We start from the raw sequence: 17,618 nt of genomic DNA, 5'->3' as shown, positions 1-17,618 counted from the left end.
CTTACCAAACCGATGCAAACTCCGAATACCTACAAGTGCCGAGCATGGGAGACACACGGCGGGTGCTAACGTCCGTCGTGAAAAGGGAAACAACCCAGACCGTCAGCTAAGGTCCCAAAGTTATGGTTAAGTGGGAAACGATGTGGGAAGGCTTAGACAGCTAGGAGGTTGGCTTAGAAGCAGCCACCCTTTAAAGAAAGCGTAATAGCTCACTAGTCGAGTCGGCCTGCGCGGAAGATTTAACGGGGCTCAAACCATACACCGAAGCTACGGGTATCATCTTAGGATGATGCGGTAGAGGAGCGTTCTGTAAGCCTGTGAAGGTGAGTTGAGAAGCTTGCTGGAGGTATCAGAAGTGCGAATGCTGACATGAGTAACGATAATGGGTGTGAAAAACACCCACGCCGAAAGACCAAGGTTTCCTGCGCAACGTTAATCGACGCAGGGTTAGTCGGTCCCTAAGGCGAGGCTGAAAAGCGTAGTCGATGGAAAACAGGTTAATATTCCTGTACTTCTGGTTATTGCGATGGAGGGACGGAGAAGGCTAGGCCAGCTTGGCGTTGGTTGTCCAAGTTTAAGGTGGTAGGCTGGAATCTTAGGTAAATCCGGGATTCTAAGGCCGAGAGCTGATGACGAGTGTTCTTTTAGAACACGAAGTGGTTGATGCCATGCTTCCAAGAAAAGCTTCTAAGCTTCAGGTAACCAGGAACCGTACCCCAAACCGACACAGGTGGTTGGGTAGAGAATACCAAGGCGCTTGAGAGAACTCGGGTGAAGGAACTAGGCAAAATGGCACCGTAACTTCGGGAGAAGGTGCGCCGATGGAGGTGAAGCATTTACTGCGTAAGCCCCTGTCGGTCGAAGATACCAGGCCGCTGCGACTGTTTATTAAAAACACAGCACTCTGCAAACACGAAAGTGGACGTATAGGGTGTGACGCCTGCCCGGTGCCGGAAGGTTAATTGATGGGGTTAGCTAACGCGAAGCTCTTGATCGAAGCCCCGGTAAACGGCGGCCGTAACTATAACGGTCCTAAGGTAGCGAAATTCCTTGTCGGGTAAGTTCCGACCTGCACGAATGGCGTAACGATGGCGGCGCTGTCTCCACCCGAGACTCAGTGAAATTGAAATCGCTGTGAAGATGCAGTGTATCCGCGGCTAGACGGAAAGACCCCGTGAACCTTTACTATAGCTTTGCACTGGACTTTGAATTTGCTTGTGTAGGATAGGTGGGAGGCTTTGAAGCGTGAACGCCAGTTTGCGTGGAGCCAACCTTGAAATACCACCCTGGCAACTTTGAGGTTCTAACTCAGGTCCGTTATCCGGATCGAGGACAGTGTATGGTGGGTAGTTTGACTGGGGCGGTCTCCTCCTAAAGAGTAACGGAGGAGTACGAAGGTGCGCTCAGACCGGTCGGAAATCGGTCGTAGAGTATAAAGGCAAAAGCGCGCTTGACTGCGAGACAGACACGTCGAGCAGGTACGAAAGTAGGTCTTAGTGATCCGGTGGTTCTGTATGGAAGGGCCATCGCTCAACGGATAAAAGGTACTCCGGGGATAACAGGCTGATACCGCCCAAGAGTTCATATCGACGGCGGTGTTTGGCACCTCGATGTCGGCTCATCACATCCTGGGGCTGAAGCCGGTCCCAAGGGTATGGCTGTTCGCCATTTAAAGTGGTACGCGAGCTGGGTTTAGAACGTCGTGAGACAGTTCGGTCCCTATCTGCCGTGGACGTTTGAGATTTGAGAGGGGCTGCTCCTAGTACGAGAGGACCGGAGTGGACGAACCTCTGGTGTTCCGGTTGTCACGCCAGTGGCATTGCCGGGTAGCTATGTTCGGGAAAGATAACCGCTGAAAGCATCTAAGCGGGAAACTTGCCTCAAGATGAGATCTCACTGGAACCTTGAGTTCCCTAAAGGGCCGTCGAAGACTACGACGTTGATAGGTTGGGTGTGTAAGCGCTGTGAGGCGTTGAGCTAACCAATACTAATTGCCCGTGAGGCTTGACCATATAACACCCAAGCAATTTGCTTAGAAGCGAATTGCGGTGTGTGAAGACGATACAAACCGAAAGTTTGCGGTTCACAAAACACCACATCTATTACATACCCATTCGCTGGAGCGTGAACCGAAAGGTAAACGACCTGGCTACCGAATTTCTTGACGACCATAGAGCATTGGAACCACCTGATCCCATCCCGAACTCAGTAGTGAAACGATGCATCGCCGATGGTAGTGTGGGGTTTCCCCATGTGAGAGTAGGTCATCGTCAAGATTAAATTCCAAAATCCCTGTCTGCTCACGCAGACGGGGATTTTGTTTTTGTGGCGAAAAAAGTTATGACCCGCCTGAGCGTATCGTTCTTCAGATCGCCTGCAGCTAAAGTCCTGCAAATAGGCACAGTTATTTTGTAGCCCGCGCACTAGAATAGGCCCAGTCATTTTCTGAGCCTGAGACTCCCTATATGCCAGATCCGGTTGACCCCCGCAGGGTGTCAGAATTACCGCTGGACGAGTTGGTGGCCTGTCATGAGTGCGATCTACTGATGCGCAAGCCGCATCTCGCCCTCGGTGAGAAAGCCCAATGCCCGCGCTGCGGCTATGAACTCTACGCTCATAGGCACAAGGTGGTTGAACGCAGCCTTGCGCTTGTGATTGCTGCTTTGCTGCTCTACATACCTGCGAACTTTTTACCCATCATGCAGCTCAATCTACTGGGCCAGGCGTCGCAAGACACGGTCTGGAGTGGTGTGCTCGGTTTGTACAACACCGGCATGCAAGGCATCGCGGTGGTGGTGTTCCTGTGCAGCATGGGCATCCCGCTGCTCAAGTTGCTCTGCCAGCTTGCTGTGTTGCTGAGCATTCGCTGGAATATCGGGCGCAGCTACGGTTTGCTGATTTACCGCATTTATCACCATCTGCGTGATTGGGGCATGCTTGAGGTGTACTTCATGGGCGTGCTGGTGGCCATCGTAAAACTGTCCGATCTGGCTGAGCTGAGTCTTGGCCTGGGCCTGGTCTGTTTTGTCAGCCTGTTGCTGGTACAGGTCTGGCTGGAAGTGGTGATGTCACCTCACCAGATCTGGCAGGCGTTATCCGGGGAGGATGCTCATGCGGGCGATTGATGCGGGTATCTTGATCTGTGGCGAATGCCACGAACTGAACAGGCAAGACCCCGAAACCGACGAGCAAACCTGTACTCGCTGCGGTGCTCTGGTTCACGCGCGTCGCCCCGACAGTTTGATGCGCACCTGGGCATTGCTGCTGACGTCGGCCATTCTCTATATCCCGGCCAACCTGCTGCCGATCATGACAGTCAACTCATTGGGCCAGGGCTCGCCGAGTACGATCATGGCGGGTGTCATCGAGCTGGTACAGCACGGCATGATCCCGATTGCTGGCGTGGTGTTTGTGGCAAGTATTCTGGTGCCCACCTTCAAGCTGGTCGGCATCGCCTTGCTGTTGTTTTCGGTACAACGCCATCAGCCTCTTTCTGCCCGGCAACGTATCATCATGTACCGATTTATCGAGTTCATTGGCCGTTGGTCAATGCTGGATATTTTCGTCATTGCCATTTTGGTGGCCGTGGTGAATTTTGGACGCATAGCCAGCATCGAAGCCAATCTTGGCGCAGTGGCATTTGCCAGTGTGGTGGTGCTAACGATGCTTGCAGCTGTAACTTTTGATCCCCGACTGATTTGGGACAACACGGAGTCGGACGACGACCATGAGTGACTTGCCTACCGCTAAAACCCGCCCGGCTTCCAACTGGTCGGCGATCTGGATCCTTCCGCTTATTGCCCTGGTCATCGGTGGCTGGCTGGGGTGGCGTGCCTACAGCGAAACCGGCATCGATATTCAGGTGCGTTTCGAGAGCGGCGAAGGCATCGTCGCCAACAAGACCGAGGTGGTCTACAAAGGCATGCCCGTGGGCAAGGTGAAAACCCTCGCCCTCGACGAGTCTGGCCCCAGCAAAGGGGTGATTGCTACCGTCGAAATGGACAAGGACGTTGAGCAATACCTGAAAACCAATACCCGTTTCTGGCTGGTCAAACCCAGTGTCACTCTGGCCGGTATCACCGGGCTCGAAACGCTGGTGTCCGGCAACTATATTGCGGTCAGTCCCGCCGATGGCGAGCCTGCACGCAAGTTCAAGGCGCTGTCACAAGAACCGCCCTTGTCTGATGCCAAACCAGGTCTGCACCTGACGCTTAAAGCTGAGCGTCTCGGTTCGTTGAACCGTGGCAGCCCGGTGTTCTACAAGCAGATCCAGGTAGGGCAGATCAAAAGCTATGTGCTTTCCGAAGACCAAAGCACTGTTGAAATCAAAGTCTTTATCGAGCCGACCTACGCCAATCTGGTGCGCAAACATACGCGCTTCTGGAATGCCAGCGGTATCAGCATCGACGCCAACCTGTCGGGTGTGAAACTGCGCAGCGAATCTCTGGCCAGTATTGTGGCCGGTGGTATTGCCTTCGCCACTCCAGAGAACCGCAAAGACAGCCCGCCCACCGATTCGAGCCTGCCGTTCCGTCTTTATGAAGACTTCGATGCCGCGCAGGCGGGGATCAAGGTCAAAGTCAAACTCAGCGACTTCGAGGGCCTGCAGGCCGGTCGTACGCCGGTCATGTACAAAGGCATCCAGGTCGGTAGCCTCAAGGGTCTCAAGGTGGACCCTGATCTGACCAGCGCCAGTGCCGAGCTGACTCTGGACCCGTTGGCAGAAGATTACCTGGTGCAGGGCACCCAGTTCTGGGTGGTCAAGCCGTCCATCTCCCTGGCCGGCATTACCGGGCTGGAGGCGCTGGTAAAAGGCAACTACATTGCCATTCGCCCGGGTGACAAGGGCAGCACCCCCGAACGCGAATTCGTCGCCCGGCCAAAGGCTCCGCCGCTGGATCTGCGCTCACCGGGCCTGCATATGGTGCTCTTTACCGAGAACCTGGGCTCGCTGGATGTCGGCAGCCCGATCCTCTACAAGCAGGTCAAGGTCGGTTCGGTGCAGAGCTATCAGTTCTCCCGCACCAAAAAGCAGTTGGTGATCGGTGTCCATATCGAGAAGGAATACGAGAATCTGGTCAATGCTTCGACCCGTTTCTGGAATGCCAGCGGCATCACGTTGACCGGCGGTTTGACCGGCGGTATCCAGGTTAAAAGCGAATCCCTGCAAAGTCTGATGGCCGGCGGGATTGCTTTTGAAACGCCGGAAGCCAAGGCGCCGCTGCAAAAACGTATCCCGCGTTTCCGTCTGTTTACTGACCGTGACGCAGCCATGCAGCAGGGAGTCGCCGTTACGATCAAGGTGCCGCGTGCCGATGGCCTGCGCGAGGGTACGCCGATTCGCTTCAAGGGGCTGGATGTTGGCAAGATCGAAAGCATTGACCTGAGCGAGGACCTGCAATCGGTTCTGCTCAAGGCACGCATCACCGAAGTGCCTGAGCGGATTGCGCGGGTTGGCAGCCAATTCTGGGTGGTCAAGCCGGAGCTTGGTTTGATGAAAACGGCCAACCTCGAAACCCTGGTCACCGGCCAGTACCTGGAGGTGCAACCGGCGAGCAAACAACTGGGGCGCCAGACCAGTTTTGTAGCCCTGGAGCAAGCGCCGGATGCCGCCGTTTCCCAGGCCGGATTGAGCCTGGTATTGAGCGCTGCCCGTCGTGGTTCGCTCAAGGAGGGCGTGCCTGTCACCTACCGTGAAGTCACCGTGGGTAAAGTCACGGGGTATGAGTTGGGCAACAGTGCCGACCGGGTGCTGGTACATATCCTGATCGAGCCGCGTTACGCGCCGTTGGTGCGTAGCGGTAGTCGCTTCTGGAATACGAGCGGTTTTGGTGTCGACTTCGGTTTGTTCAAAGGAGCAACGATTCGCACTGAATCCCTGGAAACCCTGGTGCAGGGTGGCATTGCCTTCGCCACACCGGACGGCGACAAGCTGGGCACCCAGGCTCGCCCAGAGCAAACCTTCCCGCTCTTTGACAAGTTCGAAGACGAATGGCTGCAGTGGGCACCGAAGATCCCGTTAGGCAAATAAGCTGCAAAAAAAAACCGCGATCAATGATCGCGGTTTTTTTATGTACGGGGTTCAGTCTCAGACTTCATCCAGTTCGCGTTCTTCCACCGCCGTCAACGCATCAGGTTTCACCTCGTCATGGCGACGAATGTACTTCCAGTCGTCTTCATCGATATAGATCCCGTTAGGGCCGCTGCCGCCTTCCAGGTCGATGGCCACATGGGCGCAGACCTGCGGCTTCACACTGGCCAGAATCGGTACAAAGCCCAGCTGTAAACTGGTCTCCAGCAGAGCTGTCTGGTTTTTCTCGTCAATGTCGGCAGCTTCGTCCAGGTAGTACGGCAAGCGAATACGCCCAGCCTGATCGCGGTCCATCAAGTGCAGCAACAAATACATGTTGGTCAGCGCCTTGATCGTCATGGTCGTACCGTTGGACGCCGCGCCATCGATATCCGTGTGGATCACCGGCTGGCCATTGAGCTTGGTGATCTCGAACGCCAGCTCGAACAAGTCCTTGAGCCCCAACTGGTTATGGTTGGCTGCCACCAGGCGCGCCAGATACTCCTTGGCCTCTTCGTTCTTGTTGTCCTGTTCGGTGCTCTGGCTGAGGTCAAACACCGACAGTGTCTCGCCTTCTTCGTACTGGCCGGCGCTGTGGATAATCTGATCGATATGCTTGAGCGCCTCCTTGTTGGGGGCCAGCACGATACGGAAGCTTTTGAGGTTGGACACCTGACGCTTGTTGATTTCGCGGTTGAACAGCGCCAGTTGATGCTCGAGGCTGTCGTAGTCGCTGCGGATATTGCGCAGCGTGCGGGCGATATCGGTGACTGCGGCCCGGCGCGCCTTGCCCAGGGTCAGGGCTTCTTCGGTGCGGTGGGCGTAGGCGTTGATCAGTAACTGCAGGCGCCGCTCCATATCGTCTTCACTGTCGAACTTGGCCACACCCTTGAGGCGTACCTGAGCGTACAGCGCCTCGATCTGGCCGTCGCAACGCAACAAGCCCTGCCAGCTGTCCTGATAGTCGTTGAGCAACGGCAGCAGGTTGTCCATCGAATCGTCGACCGGATCCATAAATGGCGTACCGAACGGCAAGTCGGCGGGCAGCAGTTGGCGTCGACGCAAGCTGTCATCCAGGGTGCGCTGTTTGGCTTCCATGTCACCGATCTGGCGACCGACCAGTTGCAACTTGGCCGACAACTGCTGGACGCGCTCGGTGAAGGCATCGCTGGAGCGTTTCAACTCGTCCTGCGCAGCTTCGGCCTGAGCCAGTTGCTCGAGTTTTTCGCCTTCTTCTGCACTGAGCGTCTGGCTGCGGCGGAAATCTTCCAGCGCCTTTTGCGCATCCAGCACCTGCTGATACAGGGACTCGGCTTCGCTCTTGCTTGCGGCGCGGTCAGAGGTCACGGCCTGCTGGGTCTTGAGTTGCTTGAGCTCTTTTTCCAGACGCTCTTTCTGCTCGCGCAAAGCCGCGCGGTCCGCCAGTGCCTGCAGGGCAGGGGGCTCGATATGGCTCAAGTCGATGGACAGGCCCGGGGCTTCAAAACGCTCGCCTTTAAAGCCATCGAGGATCAGCTCCAGCGATTTGACCCAGGCATCGCTGTCATCCAGCGCAATCCCGTGCTCACCCAGGGGCAGGCTGAACAGGGCACTGTTGAACAGGCGCATCAGGCGTTCCACATCCTGCTGCGAAAACTCTTCGCGCAAGCGGGCATAGCTGTTGTTGTCGGCGTGATCGAGCTGCTGCTTGACCGACTTGAGGCGCTTTTCCAGATCGCGCAGTCGCTCGTCCAGATCCTCGGCACTGAACTGACGCGACTGCGCCAGCGCCCCCGCCAGTTCGTCGTGGGCGTCTTTGGCGCTCAGCAATTGCTGCTCAAGCACCTTTACGTCGTCGACCAGGGCGAAGCGATGTTTGAGCACTGACAACTCGCCGAGCCAGCGCTGGATACCGGAAATTTCCCGCTCAAGACGCATCAACTCCTGAGTGCTGCTGCGCTGGTTGTTTTGCAGGGCGTCCTGTTCGTTGCGGTAGTGCTCGGACTGGATCAGCAGCTCTTCCTTGCGGGCCCCGGCGTAGTCCTGCCAGGTACCGAGCAAGGAATCGAGCAGCGGTGACAGGCGGTGCAGCTTGCCACGCAGCAGGTCGCGCTGGCGTACACCTGCGGCCAATGCCTCGACCAACGGCCCGGCGCCGACCAGTGCGTTGTAGTCCTGCTCCATGCGTCGTACATCACGGAAAGCTTCTTCGCACGCTGCAATGTAATCAACGCTGCCCGAACGCAGGCTGTGTTCGAACGCATCGAGGAACAGTTGCTTGAGCTTGGCCGCAGTGATTTCGCGCATATGCAGCAGGTTGATAAATAGCGCGCGGAAGGTCTTCAGGCTCTGCTCGCTGGTGGAGCGCAGCGGGATCAGGGTCAGGTCCAGGGGGATCGACGTATGGCCGCCCACCAGCAGACGCCGAAGCTCATCAGGCTTGAGCTCGTAGGCTTTGAGGCCATTACGCTCCAGATTGTTGAACAGCTCTTTCTGGCGCAGGCAGGTGTCGTCTTTCTGGTAGTGGGCCAGGTCCAGTTTGCCCGCGTAGGCAAAAAACTGGTGACCGAAGCCGCCCCCCGGGCCGCGACCGACAACACCGATCACATGGGGGCCGTGGGGCAGGGACACTTCGACCAGGATGTAACTGGTGTCCGAGGCAAAGTAGAAGCGTCGCGACTGCTCAAGGCTGTATTTGCCGAAGCTCATGTCGGACATGCGCGCCAGAATCGGGAACTGCAAGGCGTTGATTGATGCCGATTTGCCGAGGTTGTTCGCCCCGTAGACCGACAGCGGGTGTTCCAGCGGGAACAGCCCCAGGCTGTAACCGGCGGTGTTCAACAGGGCAAAGCGGCGAATGCCGTAGCGTTCCTGGCTCATGCGTCCATCTCCTGTTGTTCGTCGGCAATGGCGCGGGCCAATGCGGCCTCGTCATCACTGTCGTCATCGGCCAGCACCGGCGTGGGCAAAGGCAGGATGCTGTGCAGGCTGGCGGCCAGGTCGCGGTCTTGTTGCACCGACAGGCACACATCGAGAAAACGGTGCATCGGTGGCAGAAAGCGATAGATGCCGGGTTCTTCACTGGCAAAACCGAGCTGGGTCATGCGGCGCATGATCTTTTCTTCCAGTTCGTCCTGGCTGGTGACTTCAGCCTGTACAAACAGGTCGCGGTATTTTTCCAGCAGCGCGGGCAATTCGTCGCGGCCCAGGCTGCCACCGTCGAGCACGGCAATCGGATCGCGGCCCTGATCGGCCAGATGCTCGACGATGATAAACGTGAATAGCGCCAGGCGCTGTGCGGTCTTGTTGACCTGCGCAGTGGCAGTGTCGGGCACAAAGTAATAGAAGCCGCGGGTATCACACACCAGTTCAAAGCCCAGGGCTTTAAACAGGGCGCGGTATTGATCCTGGAAGTTCGACAGTTGCGCGTACAGCTCCGGGTCGCGGCGGCTGACGTGATAACCCTTGAACAGCTCACGAAAAATCGGTGCCAGCTGGGACAGTTCAGAAAGATCAAGATGCATGCAGAGAGCTCGCAGTAGTCTGGGTCGCATCTTCGCTGTGAGAAAGCAGAGCGAAGGAGCGCAGGCTGACCAAATGTTCGTGGGTGTGGTAATCGCGGCGCTCCAGGCGTTCGCGCACGAAGCGTTTTTCACGGGACAGGCGTGAGAACCAGTACAGCAGCTCATCGGTGTCGCCGTCTGGCTCTTGTGCCAGCAGCCAGCACATCAAGTCCGGCATCGGTAGCGCATCGCTGCAGCGGTCGAGCATTTCCTTGACCGTGCGCGGGGCCTTGGGCGTTTCGCCGCGGTGGACCTTATGCGCCTTGGGAAATTTCGCCGGTTTGGCTTCGAAGCGGGCCAGGGCATAGACATAAGCCTCAACCTGACTGGCGCTACCCAAAAAGGTGCTTTGCGGGCGGGTGAACATCGGCATGGCTGCTTGCGGCACTGCGTCCAGGCCTTTGCGGCGGATGGCTGCCAGTGCCAGCGCGGCACCACGGGTCACGGCATTGTGCCGGCGGGCTTCTTCACGCAGCGGCAGTAGCAACTCACGGGCATGGCGCAGGGTCATCTGGGCGCTGGTTTGCATCTCAAGGATGCGCGCATGGGTGCGCAGCAGCATGTCGTCGTCTACCAAGTGGCCGAGGCGTTGCTGTTCGCTGAGCATGCGCAGTAGCACCACTTCGACCTTGCGTACGCCTTGCTCGAAAGCGCCGTCGGCGTTGACCAGCTGAATCATGGGTTCGACGTATTCATCCCAGGTTGCCAGCACTTCGGCATAGCGCTGACGCAACGGAATTTGCCGGTCGCTGGTCTTGGCCCGTTCGGCTACGGCCACCAGCGCCTGTTCATCGTTGGCGAGTTTTTTCAATACATCGCGTACCCGCATATCGAGTAAACGCAGCTGGCGTGCCAGGTCATGGCCGTCTCGAATGTCGAAGGCATCCTGGATATAACCTGCCAGCCGCTCCAGATGGCGCAGGTAGGCTTCGATTTCCAGGCACAGGCCAAGGCGGTGCTCGTGGCGCAAATAAGCCAGAAAGTCGTGAATCTGGGCGTTTAGCTCGAAACGGTTCGGGCTTTTGGCGACCGGCACCAGAATGTCCAGACGAATCCAGGCATCGAGCACGGCGGTGATGTCTTGCGGCGTGCTGTCCATCTGATGAACGGCCAGTTGCAGGCGTAATTCGTTCAGGCTCAGGGTGCCTTGGTCGAAGTGTTCACACAAAGGCTCAAGGAGTGCCCAGTGCTCGGCGAGGGCACGTAAAACGCGCTTGGGTTCGATCATGGGAGGGCCGGTCAATTGGCAAGTAAAGGCCGCGATTGTACTGCAACGTGCTGTCGAGTCATCACTTGGCAGATCAACTGCGGGCGGGAAGGGCAGAAGGGCGGTAGAATCCCCACACTTTAGTAATCCACAGATGGCCGACCCTTGTTGAATGAGTCCCGCCGCCGCGCTTTCTTGACTGCCATGCAAGTGGTCAGCTGGTTGCCGCGCACTGAACTGCCGTTTGCCGCCCCTTCGCGGCCAGAACTGCTGGTGCTCCCCGAGCCGCCCGCGGAGCCTGTGATCACAAGGCCTGCGGTCAAGGCGGCGGTTGCACCGGGCAAACCTGTCGAGCGGCCAAAAATCGAAGTGCCCCGACCTTCGGTCAGTCGCCCGGTCAGCAAACCGGTGGTCGAAGCCGAGTTGGCACCTGTACCGGCCAAGGTCGTGCAACTGCCACCGCCGCGTTTTGCCCTGCAGTTACTGCGGGCCGGACGTTGCCTGGTGCTGGTGGAGTTACCCACAGGCGGTGCATTCCAGAGCCGCGACCCGGCCTATTTATTGTTAAAGGACATGTTGCGCGCTGCCGGCTTGCCCGACAGCCCGCAAATCATTGGCGAGCCGGTGCGCTGGCCGTTGCTGCGGCGTGGCAATGTCGATCAAGGGCCCGAGGCTGCGCGTGAGTTTGTGCAGGGCTTTCTTATGGCCCGCCTGGAAGAGGCCGAATGTGCCTGTTTGTGGCTGATCGGGCTGCCTGCGGTGCGCTTTGCCGGTGAGGCCGATGCCGAGGCGTTCAACACTGAACTGCAAATTGAAGGGCTGGGCAGCGCATGGGCGTTGCCGGGCCTGGAACTCTTAATGGATGAGCCACAACGCAAAGCGCATGTGTGGCAAGCCATGCGCCGGCTAATGGCGCGCTGGAAACAGAACGATGAGTGATGCGGTAACTTTTCGCCCGATGACCGAGGCGGATCTTGATGCGGTATTGAAAATTGAATACGCCGCTTTCAGTCACCCCTGGACCCGCGGCATATTTCTCGACGGCCTGGGCAAGTACCATATCTGGCTGATGTTTGAAGGTGAGCAGCAGGTAGGGCATGGCGTGGTGCAGATCATCCTCGACGAGGCCCATCTGCTCAATATCACCGTCAAGCCCGAGAGCCAGGGCCGTGGCCTGGGGCTCAAGCTGCTTGAGCACTTGATGTCGATTGCCTATCAGCATGAGGCGCGCGAATGCTTCCTTGAGCTGCGCGACAGCAATACCGCGGCGTTCAAGTTGTATGAGCGTTATGGCTTCAATGAAATCGGCCGTCGCCGTGACTACTACCCGGCTGTGGGTGGGCGTGAAGATGCGGTGGTGATGGCCTGCACGCTGGTCGACTGATGGCGAAAAGTCGTTGTGTGGGAGCGGGCTTGCTGGCGCTGCGGTTTATCAGCTAAACCGTGTTGATCCGATCGCGAGCAAGCCCGCTCCCACAGGGTTTACCTTTCAACGCTTGCGTCCCACCGGGTCAATTTCCGCCAGTTCGGCTTCATCCAGCCCTTTGCCGGCGCCGATTTCGTCTTCATCAACCAGGCTCAGATCCCAGTCAGCGGCACCGTCCGGGCCCTGGGCAGCCTCCTTGGCATCGCGGGCGCTGTCCTCGCGGATCAGCATCTCCTGCTCCAGGTCGTCGTCGTTGAGGCCCAGATCCAGTTCGTCATCCAGCGCGGCTCTGTGCCTGGAGCCTGTATCGTCGACAAACAAGTCGCTGACGGGCTCATAGGTATCGTCATCATCAAAATCCAGCGGCTCCACCGAACCCATGGCGTCCTCGATATCGTCGATAGGTGCGGGTTGTGGTGCCCCGTAGGGGCGACGTGAATCAGTCATGGTAATTCCTCATACTCTGGGTGCTTTAATACGATGACTGTAGCCATTGCTGAAGATTCCACCCAACTGACCGCCGGAATGTCATGGGGCAAGTGACCCCGACCGCTGGTCGGCTGTCAGAACAGCGCATCAACTCTTGAGGCTCCACAGCATGAACGAACTACAAGATCTGATTGATAACAATGAGCGTTGGGCCGATGCGATCAAGCAGGAAGATCCCGACTTCTTCGCCAAGCTGGCCCGCCAGCAAACACCGGAATACCTGTGGATTGGTTGTTCGGATGCGCGGGTGCCGGCCAACGAAATTGTCGGCATGTTGCCCGGCGATCTTTTTGTGCACCGCAACGTGGCCAATGTCGTGTTGCACACTGACTTGAATTGCCTGTCGGTGATCCAGTACGCGGTCGACGTTTTGAAGGTCAAACATATTCTGGTGACCGGCCACTATGGCTGTGGCGGTGTACGCGCATCGATGAAGGACCAGCAGATGGGGCTGATCGATGGCTGGCTGCGTTCGATCCGTGACCTGTATTACGAGAATCGTGAAGCGCTGGCGCTGTTGCCCACCGAGGAAGAGCGGGTTGACCGCCTCTGCGAATTGAACGTGATCCAGCAGGTGGCGAACGTCGGGCATACCAATATTGTGCAAAATGCCTGGCACCGCGGGCAGAAGCTGTCGGTGCATGGCTGCATCTACGGGATCAAGGACGGTCGCTGGAAAAGCCTGAACACCACCATCAGCGGCCTTGACCAGTTGCCGCCGCAGTATCGTTTGCGGCCGGTGGGCGCAGTATAAAGTTGCATGCATAACCTGTGGGAGCGGGCTTGCTCGCAATGGTATCGACGCGGTTTTCCTGCTTTACCGCGCCGCCTGAATCGCGAGCAAGCCCGCTCCCACATTTAGTTACGAGTTCGCTTACGGCATCACCGGCGCGGTATACACCAGCGTCGTCCCCAATGCCCACAGCAAAAACAGCACCAGCGGCGTGTGCACCAACAGTTGCACAAACGAGAAGCCGATCAAGTCCCGCGCCTTCAAACCCAGTACGCCCAGCAGCGGCAGCATGTAAAACGGATTGATCAGATTGGGCAGCGCCTCGGCGGCGTTGTAGATCTGCACAGCCCAACCCAGGTGATAGCCCAGATCATTGGCCACCTGCATCACGTACGGCGCTTCGATAATCCACTTGCCGCCACCCGACGGGATAAAAAAGCCCAGAATCGCCGAATACACGCCCATCAATAATGCATAGGTGTCATGGGACGCGATCTGCACGAAAAACGTCGAGATATGGTGGGCCAGTGTTTGCCCGTCGGTGCCCTTGACCACCGTCATCAATGCGGCAATCGAACCATACAGCGGAAACTGGATCATCACCCCGGTGGTGGTGGGCACGGCGCTGGTCACGGCATTGAGAAAACTGCGCGGGCGCCAGTGCAGCAGGGCACCGAGCATCAGGAACAGAAAATTGTAAGTGTTGAGCCCGGAGATGGCGCTGATCGCCGGTTTGGTCGAAAACTCATGGAACAACCAGCCAGCAGCCAGCAGCACCAGCAAAATGGTCAGCAGCGGGCTGTATTCCAGCCACTCACCGGGGCGTGTGCGCGGGGGGAGCTTCGGTGAGCTGAAGCTCGGGTCGATACCGCAGGCAGCTGCGTCGCGGGCCGATTCAGCGCCGGGTGCGGTGGCGTAGGCGACAATCAACGACACCACTACCAGCGCCGCCAGCAACACCCCGGACTGCCAGAGAAAGATGGTTTCAGTGAAGGGGATAACCCCGGTAATCGCCAGAATCGACGGCGGCAGGCTGGCGGGGTTGGCTTGCAACTGTGCAGCCGAAGACGACAACCCCAGTGCCCACACCGCGCCCAGCCCCAGGTAGGCCGCAGCGCCGGCGGCGCGATAGTCCATGCGCAGGTTGGTGCGCCGGGCCAGTGCCCGTACCAGTAAGCCGCCAAACACCAGCGACAGCCCCCAGTTGAGCAATGACGCGACCATTGAAATCAACGCTACCCAGCACACCGCCTGGCGGCCGTTTTTCGGTACCCGGGCCAGTTTGTCGATCAATTTGACGGCGGGCGGCGAGCTGGCCACCACATAACCGCCAATCACCACGAAGGCCATTTGCATGGTGAACGGGATCAGGCTCCAGAAGCCGTCACCAAATGCCATGGCGGCATCGGTGGGTTTGGCGCCCATCAGCATCGTGGCCAGTGCCACGGTTATTACCGCAACGGCGGCGAACACCCACGAGTCGGGAAACCAGCGCTCGGCAAAGTTCGAGCAGCGCAGGGCAAAGCGGGCAGAGCGGCTGTCTGTAATCTCGGCGGCCATGAAATGTACCTCGGTTTTCTTATGGTTATGGGATGGCCCGAGCACAGTAAATCAAAGCGGGAGCAATTCCGATGGCCCGCTGCGTGTGGCCATGAATGTGCAGGGTTATTCAGTGGCCTCGGTTTTGGATGAACGGTCGTTTTCGGCGCTCCAGAAAATTCGCCTAAAGCCGATTCTGTTGCACGCATTCTTTCATTGCTCCGGGTACCCCATGTTCAACACACGCTTGAAGCAAGAGCTGTCGGCTCTTCGCGAAGAAATATCCAGCCTGCAGCAGGTTCGGGAGAGCCTGGACAGCGAAATGCTGGTGCTGTCTCTGGGCGCGGATGGGCGCATCGAGACAGCCAACCATAACTTCACCCAACAGATGCACTACACCGGTACTGCGTTGCTGGGTCTGCATATTGATGAACTGGTGCCCGCGCACCTGAAAAACGACGAACACAGCCTTCGTTTCAAGAGCGCCATGAAGCGCAATGAACATTACAGTGGCACCGTGCGCTTGCTGCGCGGCAATGGCCAGGAAACGTGGCTGCGCTCGATCATGCAGCCGATTCTGGACTCCAGCGGGCGGGTGCTGCGCATTTCGATTTTCTCCAGTGACCTGACGCGCACCATCGAAACTTCCCGCGACCATGAAAACCTGATGAGTGCGCTGATGCGTTCTACCGCCGTGATCGAGTTCAACCTCAAGGGCGAAGTGCTGACCGCCAATGAGCGTTTTCTCTCCGGCATGGGGTATACCCTGGGGCAGATCCAGGGCAAACATCACCGCATGTTCTGCACCCCGCAAGAACAGAACAGTGCCGAATACCAGGCTTTCTGGCAGCGTTTAAATGCGGGTGAGTTTGTCGCGGCACGCTTTCAGCGCATTGACAGTCACGGCCGTGATGTATGGCTTGAGGCCACCTACAACCCGGTGCGCGACGCCAATGACAACCTGTACAAAGTGGTGAAGTTCGCCACGGTGATCACCGATCAGGTTCATCAGGAACAGGCCGTCTGCGAAGCGGCAGGCATTGCCTACAGCACTTCGCTGCAAACCGACAGCAGTGCCCAGCGCGGCACCAAAGTGGTGACCGAAGCGGTGCAAGTGATGCGTGATCTGGCCCGTCACATGCAGCAGGCGGGTGACGGCATTGAAGCCTTGAGCGATCAGTCGCAAGTGATTGGCAGCATCGTCAAGACCATCAGCTCGATTGCCGACCAGACCAACTTGCTGGCGCTTAACGCCGCCATTGAGGCCGCGCGTGCCGGTGAACAAGGTCGTGGCTTTGCCGTCGTGGCTGACGAAGTGCGCCAATTGGCGTCGCGCACCAGCAAGGCCACTGAAGAAATCATCGGTGTGGTGCGGCAGAACCAGGACATGGCCCGTAGCGCCGTGACCCTGATGGCCGATGGCAAGCTTCAGGCCGAAGCAGGATTGGCGTTGGCCGCCGAAGCGGGCACGGTGATTGTCGAAATCCAGGATGGCGCGCAGAAAGTGGTCGATGCCGTGGGTCAGTTTGCCAACCAGCTGTCGTCATGAGCCTTGATATGCAGGGGTTGAACTTAAGAAAAATCCCTCTGAGGTGACGGAAAAAGTACTGGTAGGAGTAAACTCCAGGCTTTCCAAAGGAGTTTCTATGAGTCTCTACCAGTCGAGCATTCTTGCCAAACCGATACCTTCGCAAGCGCGTTACATGTTTTTCGCCCTCAAGTCAGTAGAAGCTTTGCCGGCTGCACTCGACACCTTGTCGCAGTGGGTGGATGGCAAAAGCGTGGTGGCCGGTTTTGGTTCGCCGCTGGTATTGGCCCTTGGCGCGAAAGTCCCGGGGTTGCGGGTGTTTCCTGCGATCAATGCCATGGTTGAAAACCCGTCGACCCAGCACGCCCTGTGGCTGTGGTTGCTGGGCGAAGACCGTGGCGAGTTGCTGCACCGCAGCCAGGCCATCGAGACTGCCCTGGCGCCTGCGTTCAACCTGCTGCAAGTGACCGAAGGCTTCCGTTACGGCACTGATCGTGACCTGACCGGCTACGAAGACGGCACTGAAAACCCGGTGGACGAAGCGGCTGTGGACGCGGCCATCGTTGCCAATGCTGGCGCCGGGCTGGACGGTGGCAGCTTTGTTGCCATTCAGCAGTGGCAGCATGACCTGAACGGTTTTGCCGCACTGCCGTCCGAGGAGCAGGACAACATCATGGGTCGTCGCAAGAGCGACAACGAAGAGCTGGACGATGCGCCGGAGTCTGCCCACGTCAAACGTACTGCCCAGGAAAGCTTCACCCCGGAAGCCTTTATTGTGCGTCGCTCCATGCCGTGGACAGAAAACGGCAAGTCCGGGCTGATGTTTGTTGCCTTCGGTCGCACCTTGAATGCCTTTGAAGTGCAACTGCGGCGCATGAGCGGTCTGGAAGACGGCATCATCGATGGCTTGTATCGTTACAGCCGTCCACTTAACGGTGGCTACTACTGGTGCCCGCCGATGAAAGACGGGCGGATGGATTTGAGTGCGGTGCGTCCGTAATAAGCGTCACTCCCCCGTAGCAGAGCGGAGTCAGCGACGACTGGTTTCAGGAATTGTCTGATTATTTTTTGCATGCCGCAGCCT

General features: G+C 57.8%; 13 protein-coding genes, 2 rRNA genes and 1 pseudogene. 11 read left to right on the top strand and 5 right to left on the bottom strand.

Going from position 1 to position 17,618, the window contains the following annotated elements:
• The 5 genes from GHO03_RS01370 to GHO03_RS01350 all read left to right on the top strand — a co-directional run.
• Nucleotides 1-2,012 (top strand): 23S ribosomal RNA (locus GHO03_RS01370); the annotation flags it as partial.
• 148 nt (nt 2,013-2,160) lie between these two features.
• A 5S ribosomal RNA gene (gene rrf / locus GHO03_RS01365) occupies nt 2,161-2,276 on the top strand.
• 189 nt (nt 2,277-2,465) lie between these two features.
• Complete coding sequence (locus GHO03_RS01360; protein ID WP_153398923.1) at nt 2,466-3,125, top strand: paraquat-inducible protein A; 660 nt, start codon at nt 2,466-2,468, stop codon at nt 3,123-3,125.
• The gene (locus GHO03_RS01355; RefSeq protein WP_153398919.1) at nt 3,112-3,735 is read left to right on the top strand and encodes a paraquat-inducible protein A; all 624 of its coding nucleotides are present in this window, start codon (nt 3,112-3,114) and stop codon (nt 3,733-3,735) included. The genes GHO03_RS01360 and GHO03_RS01355 overlap by 14 nt, the downstream gene beginning before the upstream one ends.
• On the top strand, nt 3,728-6,031 hold the full coding sequence (locus tag GHO03_RS01350; protein WP_095003216.1) for a PqiB family protein: 2,304 nt from the start codon (nt 3,728-3,730) through the stop codon (nt 6,029-6,031). Before GHO03_RS01355 ends, GHO03_RS01350 begins: the two co-directional genes overlap by 8 nt.
• A 57-nt stretch (nt 6,032-6,088) precedes the next feature.
• Here the strand turns inward: GHO03_RS01350 and mksF are convergent, their stop codons facing one another.
• The 3 genes from mksF to mksB are packed head-to-tail and all read right to left on the bottom strand — an operon-like array spanning nt 6,089 to nt 10,840.
• A complete protein-coding gene (gene mksF / locus GHO03_RS01345) occupies nt 6,089-8,929 on the bottom strand; it encodes an Mks condensin complex protein MksF (protein ID WP_095003215.1) in 2,841 nt (946 codons plus the stop codon).
• Complete coding sequence (gene mksE / locus GHO03_RS01340) at nt 8,926-9,573, bottom strand: Mks condensin complex protein MksE (protein ID WP_095003214.1); 648 nt, start codon at nt 9,571-9,573, stop codon at nt 8,926-8,928. Before mksE ends, mksF begins: the two co-directional genes overlap by 4 nt.
• Entirely contained in the window at nt 9,563-10,840 is a 1,278-nt protein-coding gene (gene mksB, locus GHO03_RS01335; RefSeq protein WP_095019681.1) for an Mks condensin complex protein MksB, read from the bottom strand. The genes mksE and mksB overlap by 11 nt, the downstream gene beginning before the upstream one ends.
• Nucleotides 10,841-10,984: 144 nt before the next feature.
• Here mksB and GHO03_RS01330 point away from each other — a divergent pair, with 144 nt between their 5' ends.
• Both GHO03_RS01330 and rimI read left to right on the top strand, forming a co-directional pair.
• On the top strand, nt 10,985-11,758 hold the full coding sequence (locus GHO03_RS01330; protein WP_095003212.1) for an energy transducer TonB: 774 nt from the start codon (nt 10,985-10,987) through the stop codon (nt 11,756-11,758).
• Nucleotides 11,751-12,203, top strand: coding sequence for a ribosomal protein S18-alanine N-acetyltransferase (rimI, locus tag GHO03_RS01325; RefSeq protein ID WP_016781701.1), 453 nt, complete (start codon nt 11,751-11,753; stop codon nt 12,201-12,203). Before GHO03_RS01330 ends, rimI begins: the two co-directional genes overlap by 8 nt.
• 105 nt (nt 12,204-12,308) lie before the next feature.
• Here the strand turns inward: rimI and GHO03_RS01320 are convergent, their stop codons facing one another.
• Complete coding sequence (locus tag GHO03_RS01320; RefSeq protein WP_178110283.1) at nt 12,309-12,692, bottom strand: serine kinase/phosphatase; 384 nt, start codon at nt 12,690-12,692, stop codon at nt 12,309-12,311.
• Between the two features lie 151 nt (nt 12,693-12,843).
• On the opposite strand from GHO03_RS01320, the gene can reads away from it, so the two are divergent.
• Nucleotides 12,844-13,488 carry a carbonate dehydratase gene (gene can, locus GHO03_RS01315; protein ID WP_095003211.1) on the top strand — a complete coding sequence of 215 codons (645 nt, stop codon included), beginning with the start codon at nt 12,844-12,846 and terminating at the stop codon, nt 13,486-13,488.
• Nucleotides 13,489-13,608: 120 nt separating this feature from the next.
• On the opposite strand, the gene GHO03_RS01310 is transcribed toward can, so the two are convergent.
• Nucleotides 13,609-15,027 (bottom strand): short-chain fatty acid transporter, encoded by a 1,419-nt coding sequence (locus tag GHO03_RS01310; protein ID WP_095003210.1) that lies wholly within the window; start codon nt 15,025-15,027, stop codon nt 13,609-13,611.
• On the opposite strand from GHO03_RS01310, the pseudogene GHO03_RS25780 reads away from it, so the two are divergent.
• From GHO03_RS25780 to GHO03_RS01300, 3 genes and pseudogenes are all read left to right on the top strand, one after another.
• Nucleotides 15,026-16,015 (top strand): annotated as a pseudogene (locus GHO03_RS25780) (PAS domain-containing protein); the annotation flags it as partial. The gene GHO03_RS01310 and the pseudogene GHO03_RS25780 sit on opposite strands and share 2 nt — an antisense overlap.
• 108 nt (nt 16,016-16,123) lie before the next feature.
• Nucleotides 16,124-16,555 (top strand): methyl-accepting chemotaxis protein, encoded by a 432-nt coding sequence (locus tag GHO03_RS25775; RefSeq protein ID WP_371928120.1) that lies wholly within the window; start codon nt 16,124-16,126, stop codon nt 16,553-16,555.
• Nucleotides 16,556-16,652: 97 nt separating this feature from the next.
• Nucleotides 16,653-17,534 carry a Dyp-type peroxidase gene (locus GHO03_RS01300; RefSeq protein ID WP_095039415.1) on the top strand — a complete coding sequence of 294 codons (882 nt, stop codon included), beginning with the start codon at nt 16,653-16,655 and terminating at the stop codon, nt 17,532-17,534.
• The last annotated feature ends 84 nt before the right edge of the window (nt 17,535-17,618 follow it).

The organism is Pseudomonas sp. FSL R10-1339 (genome assembly GCF_009600545.1).
GTDB classification, from domain to species: Bacteria; Pseudomonadota; Gammaproteobacteria; order Pseudomonadales; family Pseudomonadaceae; genus Aquipseudomonas; species Aquipseudomonas bubulae.
Note: the sequence above shows the minus strand (reverse complement) of the source record. Positions and strands in the feature narration are given on the sequence as shown.